At 62.9% G+C, this 4,896-nt stretch carries 4 protein-coding genes and 1 pseudogene; 1 reads left to right on the top strand and 4 read right to left on the bottom strand.

All coding sequences use genetic code 11. The annotated features are described in order from the left end of the window. The 4 genes and pseudogenes from OC610_RS21145 to hflK (OC610_RS21130) all read right to left on the bottom strand — a co-directional run. Positions 1 to 419 (bottom strand): annotated as a pseudogene (locus tag OC610_RS21145) (cation-transporting P-type ATPase); the annotation flags it as partial. Then, the gene (gene hflK / locus OC610_RS21140) at positions 416 to 1,468 is read right to left on the bottom strand and encodes a protease modulator HflK (protein WP_264430488.1); all 1,053 of its coding nucleotides are present in this window, start codon (positions 1,466 to 1,468) and stop codon (positions 416 to 418) included. The pseudogene OC610_RS21145 and the gene hflK (OC610_RS21140), both read right to left, overlap by 4 nt. Then, on the bottom strand, positions 1,465 to 2,499 hold the full coding sequence (gene hflC, locus OC610_RS21135; RefSeq protein WP_264430486.1) for a protease modulator HflC: 1,035 nt from the start codon (positions 2,497 to 2,499) through the stop codon (positions 1,465 to 1,467). Before hflC ends, hflK (OC610_RS21140) begins: the two co-directional genes overlap by 4 nt. Next, a complete protein-coding gene (hflK, locus tag OC610_RS21130; RefSeq protein ID WP_264430485.1) occupies positions 2,496 to 4,457 on the bottom strand; it encodes a protease modulator HflK in 1,962 nt (653 codons plus the stop codon). Before hflK (OC610_RS21130) ends, hflC begins: the two co-directional genes overlap by 4 nt. Before the next feature lie 194 nt (positions 4,458 to 4,651). Between hflK (OC610_RS21130) and OC610_RS21125 the strand changes: the two genes are divergently transcribed. Further along, positions 4,652 to 4,896: FAD-dependent oxidoreductase (locus OC610_RS21125; RefSeq protein ID WP_264430482.1), on the top strand; the 245-nt coding region annotated here is incomplete at its 3' end.

The following is a 4,896-nucleotide window of genomic DNA, read 5'->3' as shown; positions in this document are numbered from 1 at the left end:
TTGCGGCCCTGGCTGCGGGTCAGTTGGCCAAGGGCATGAATCGCTTCCTGGGAGCCGATGACGCTACGCTCCTCCAGCACATGGCCGAATACCATGATGATGGGCAACAACGCAGCCGTCAGCAGATCGCCGGTGGCCCAGGCACCGAGCATCGCCAGGGCGATCAACTGATCGGTGATGCCATGCAGGCTCGGATAACGCAGGCTGTACCAGGCGGACCGCATCACCGGCACTGCGACCAACAGCGAGGCTACTCCCAACAGCAATTGACTGACGCCGCTCTGTTCCGGCGACCAGCCACGCCATGCCAGGCCCAACGCAAGCAAACCAAGGGCGAGCATCGCCAGGGTCAGTTGCCGAGCGGCTGAACGCTGCTCGGCGGAAGACAACATGGGTGAAGCAGCAGCTTGAGCGGTCATTGTCCGGCTCCCTGGATAATCAGACGGGAATCGTCCTTTGGATCGACCGTGGTTACTGAACCGGCCTGACGAAGAATGCCCGGCATGCGCTCACGGTACAGGCGCAGCAGCATTTGCGGATCGCTGCCTTGGGCCTTCGCCAATCCGGACACCGAGGCTGTATCGGCCGACGCCTTGGCGAGCCGTTCGCTGGCCTGGGCATGGGCGACTTGCACCGCACGATCAGCATCCTGGCGGGCTGCCTGGCTTTGCTTCTCGGCTTCGGTGCGGGCATTGGCGACCGCCTTGTCGGCCTGCTGACTGGCGGTGAGCACGGCGTTGAAGGCATTGACCGCCGGCCCCGGCAGGCTCGATTGCACATCGACCCGGACCACTTCGATGCCCAGGCCCTGCCCTGTCGCGGCGAGTTCAGCCAACCGTCGGTTGATGCCTTGTACCAAATCACCACGCAAGCGTTCACGACGTTCGGCGGCCTGGCTGTCGCTGCCCATCAGCTCAGGGCGAGCCACCAGGATCGTGTCCAGGTCCCGAGCAGCGGCAAGCGCCACGGCACTGCGGGTGGCCAGGCGGTCGAGTGCCGGCAAGACATGCTCGCCTTGCAGAACGAAGGCGTAAGGGTCGGTGACCTTGTAGAACACCCGTACATCCAGTTGCACCACGCCCGAGTCGCCGGTCAACAAATAACCGGAACCTGCCAGGGCATCGCTGACCGGAGAGGCAAAACTGGCCACACGGTCCGCTTGCAGCGCCGCATCCGAACGCAGCAAATTCTCCACCCTGCGCTCCAGGACTCGATCCGCCGCCGGGAGCAGAATCACTTGTTCCACGGGACGCGGCCACGCCAGCAAAAGACCCGCGTTCTGGATTCGATCAAGCGCACCAAAGTGCAGGATCACCGCCCGGTCCTGCGGATCGATTTGCCGAACGTTCGAAAAGATCCAGGCCAACGCGGCCAACACCGTGACGGCATAAAGCGCGAGATAGGCCAGGCGCCCCGCCTGAATCCATGGACTCGACAACTCATTTGTTCCACGTGGAACCAAACTCATGGTCGCTTACCGTCCTTCAGTTCCGCGGTGGGAGGACCGTCCACCAGGACGCGGAATGGCGCTGCGTCGGTGCGCAGGATCAACTTGCTACCCGGGCCGACAATCGTGCCCAAGGTGTCCAGCGAGCGCAGCAGATTGTAAAGCTGAGGCGATTCCGCGTAGGCCTTGCCGTAGATGTCGGCGGCTTCCACCCGCGATTGCGCTTCGATGTCTGCGGCCTTGACCGTGGCATCGGCTTGCAAGACCCGCGCATCACGTTCAGCCGCTGAACGAATCTGCGCCGCTTCGCGCTTACCGATGGCCGTACGCTCCGTGGCGATGGTCTCACGCTCGGCGCGCATACGGTCCACCGTCGCGTTGAGCGTCACCGAGGGCAAGGTCAGCCGCTCGACGCCAACCTGCAACACCCGCACGCCATAGGTCGTGAGTAATTGTTGCTCGATCTGCTGGCGCAGTTGGGTTTCGAAATCGGCAATGCGGACTTTGTTTGCATCAGTATTGACCAGGTTGGCCAAATCAAAACTGGCGGCCGTGGTTTCCAGGGCTGAGCCGACAAAGGTGCGAATCTGCCGCGCGGCTTCATCCGGCTGATTCTGCACCGCACGCATGAAACGCTGCACATTGTCAGGATCGCCCTGCACCTGCCACGTCACATAGGCCTGGATGATGATCCGGAGGCCGTCCCGCGTACCGACATCCTGCAAGCCGCTGGAGGTGGTGCGTAGCCGCAAGTCCACCGGGATCGCTGCCTCGAACGGTGCCGGCCAGCGCCAGCCCAGGCCCGGTTGCAGCAACACCCGCGCCGGGTTGCCGAAACGCGTAATGACCGTGGCCTCGCCCGAGCGCACTTGCACCAGGCTCGCCGCCGCGATTGCAAACGCCACCAGCAGCCCCGCCCACCCCATCCGTCGCCAAGGAAACGGCCCGGCGGGATGCGGCTCGCCATGATGGTGGTGATGATGCCCGTGGTGATGGCCCGCATGGCCGTGATCGGTATGGTCGTGATGGTCGTGTGAAGAAGACTGGCTCAATGGGCAGCTCCTGGCTGGACAGGGCTACGTGGCGAAACGGAGTCCGTCGGCAATGTGAAGGTTCGCAGATCGATGGTCGGCAGGCTGCCGTTGTCGCCGAGGCGATGGTCGAGGATCAGCAGGTTCGCCTTGCCCAGCCCTTGGCTCAGTTGCCCGAGGTATTGCTCAAGCACAAAGGCGTGGCCGGCCGTCGCGTAGGCTTTGCGTTCGGCTTCAAAGCGCAGGTCCGCGGCCTGGGCGGTGGCGTTGATTTCGCGGGCGTTGGCCTCGGCCTGGTCGTGTGCATTGCTGGCCTGCAGTTGCGCCTGGTTGGTTTGCTCCGCAGCGGCGCCACGCTCCCGGGCGATCAACGCCTGGGCACCGATCTGCGCGGCTTGTACGCCGTGGTAGGCATTGGCCGCACCGGCCGGAGGGTGAATCGCCTCGACCACGGTTGCAAGGATTTCCACGCCACTGTCGAGCGACTGCAAGTCAGCCTGCACGGCCTTGCCGATTTCGTCGGCCAGATTGACCCGGTCAACCCCCAACAAACCGTCCAATGTGCGTGAAGCGAACTCATGAACCAGGATGCGGCTGGCGGTGCTGCGAATCAGCGTCGGCACATCCGTGTTGTTATAAGTCGCCGCCAGCGCCGCGGCATCCGTCAGGCCGATGCGGTAGACGAAACGCACGTCCATGTTGACGATCTGGAAGCTCTGTTGATCGGCGCGCTGGCTGGCGATGACCTGGGATTTGTCGTTGACGTGGCTGGCATCCCATAACCGATTGGCCATGGTGGGAGCCGGGCCTTCAGCCGGTTCGGCCTCGGCAGGGACGCGCGCATCGCCGACGCTGGTTGCCAGCTCATGCACGACGCCGTTCTCGACGCTAAGCACCCTGCCCCACGGCCAAGGCAGTCCGACGTGCAAACCCGGGCCGAAAACCTGCGCCGGTTCGCCGAAGCGCTCATAAATGCCACGCGCTTGCAGCGGTACTTCATGCACGCCCGTCAGCAACCAACCTATCAGCGACACCACCGCCACTACCGGCCAGAATGCCCGGCGCATGTAGCTGAACGCCCAGATCTGGCGCAGGTCGATGCCAAAGCGATTGTGCAACTCATGCTGCAGCGCCAATAGCGGCTGCGGTGGCCAGCGCATCAGGTCGGCGACCACGCTTCGCCCCAACAGCGTTGGCTCCAACGTCTCGCGCCGCGGGCTGAATAATGCCAGCACTGCACGAAGCAACAGTTCCAGCGCCACCAGCCCCGGCAATACACCCATCAGCACCGCAAGGCGCGCCGGCCAGACTGACGTTTCCCCGGCAAAGAGCAGGCAGAAAGCGCCAAGCACGAGGACGACGATCCCCACTCGCGTCAGTTGCGCCAGCGGCCGTGCTTCTGGCCACTCGATCGCGGGTTGTTGCGCCAAGTGACGTTCGAACACCAACAAGCCAAACGCCAATGACAACGACACCACCGCGCCAACACTGGCCACCACACCGAGGGAAGCCGCCGGTAAAGCCAGGTTCCAGGCTTGCTCCAGACTCAGCAAGACCAGCAGCGCCCAGCCGGCAAGCCATAAGACAGGCGCCCCGATTTGCTTCAACAAACCGTTCCACCGCGTGCTGATTCGCTCAAGCAGTCGCTCGTAGGCGCCCAGGTTATCAACAGGCTCGCTGGGCACAGGCGAGATATCCACAGCCGGCTGCAGCGTCGCGCGGCGCCATTGCGTCACCCACCACGCCGATTGCAGGCCCGCCACCAAGACCCACAGGCCGGCGCTTTGACCGACCAACAAGGACGGCCACACCGATTGGGGTGAAAACACACCGATGAAAAACGCCAGCACCAGTCCGACACCTGCCAGACAGCCCAACGCAAACGCAACCCGCTTCAAGCGCCGCCCTTGGAAGGTGGCCTGCTGGAAGCGCGGCCATTCGGCCACTTGTGCGTCTTCAACCTCAAGATCGACTTGCATACCACCCCAGCTCGTGGCGATCAAAATCCGGACTTGTGGTCTACGCCACTGCCGTTCCGTTACGTGTCGTTACCTTATAACTATTGCTGTGAAATTTCTGTTTTGAATTCTTCACGATAGGCCTTGAGCCTTGACCGTGATCGTTCGACGCGCTCATATTATGAGCATAATTTTTTCAGCCATGCGGGAGATCGGTGATGAGCAATTACGACGTGATCATTCTGGGCGGTGGACCCGGCGGCTATAACGCAGCCATTCGAGCCGGACAACTTGGGTTGAAAGCCGCCTGCGTCGAAGGCCGCGCCACCCTGGGCGGCACCTGCCTGAACGTCGGCTGCATGCCCTCCAAGGCGCTGCTTCACGCGTCTGAACTCTACGAAGCGGCCAAAGGCTCGGAATTCGCCCACCTGGGCATCAACGTCAGCCCTACCCTCGACCT

Source organism: Pseudomonas agronomica, from assembly GCF_025917275.1.
Taxonomy (GTDB): domain Bacteria; phylum Pseudomonadota; class Gammaproteobacteria; order Pseudomonadales; family Pseudomonadaceae; genus Aquipseudomonas; species Aquipseudomonas agronomica.
Note: the sequence above shows the minus strand (reverse complement) of the source record. Positions and strands in the feature narration are given on the sequence as shown.

Bases quoted from the DNA above. Each gene is read 5' to 3' on its own strand.
- hflK (WP_264430488.1), bottom strand. From the start codon at position 1,468: ATGAGTTTGGTTCCACGTGGAACAAATGAGTTGTCGAGTCCATGGATT.
- hflK (WP_264430485.1), bottom strand. From the start codon at position 4,457: ATGCAAGTCGATCTTGAGGTTGAAGACGCACAAGTGGCCGAATGGCCG.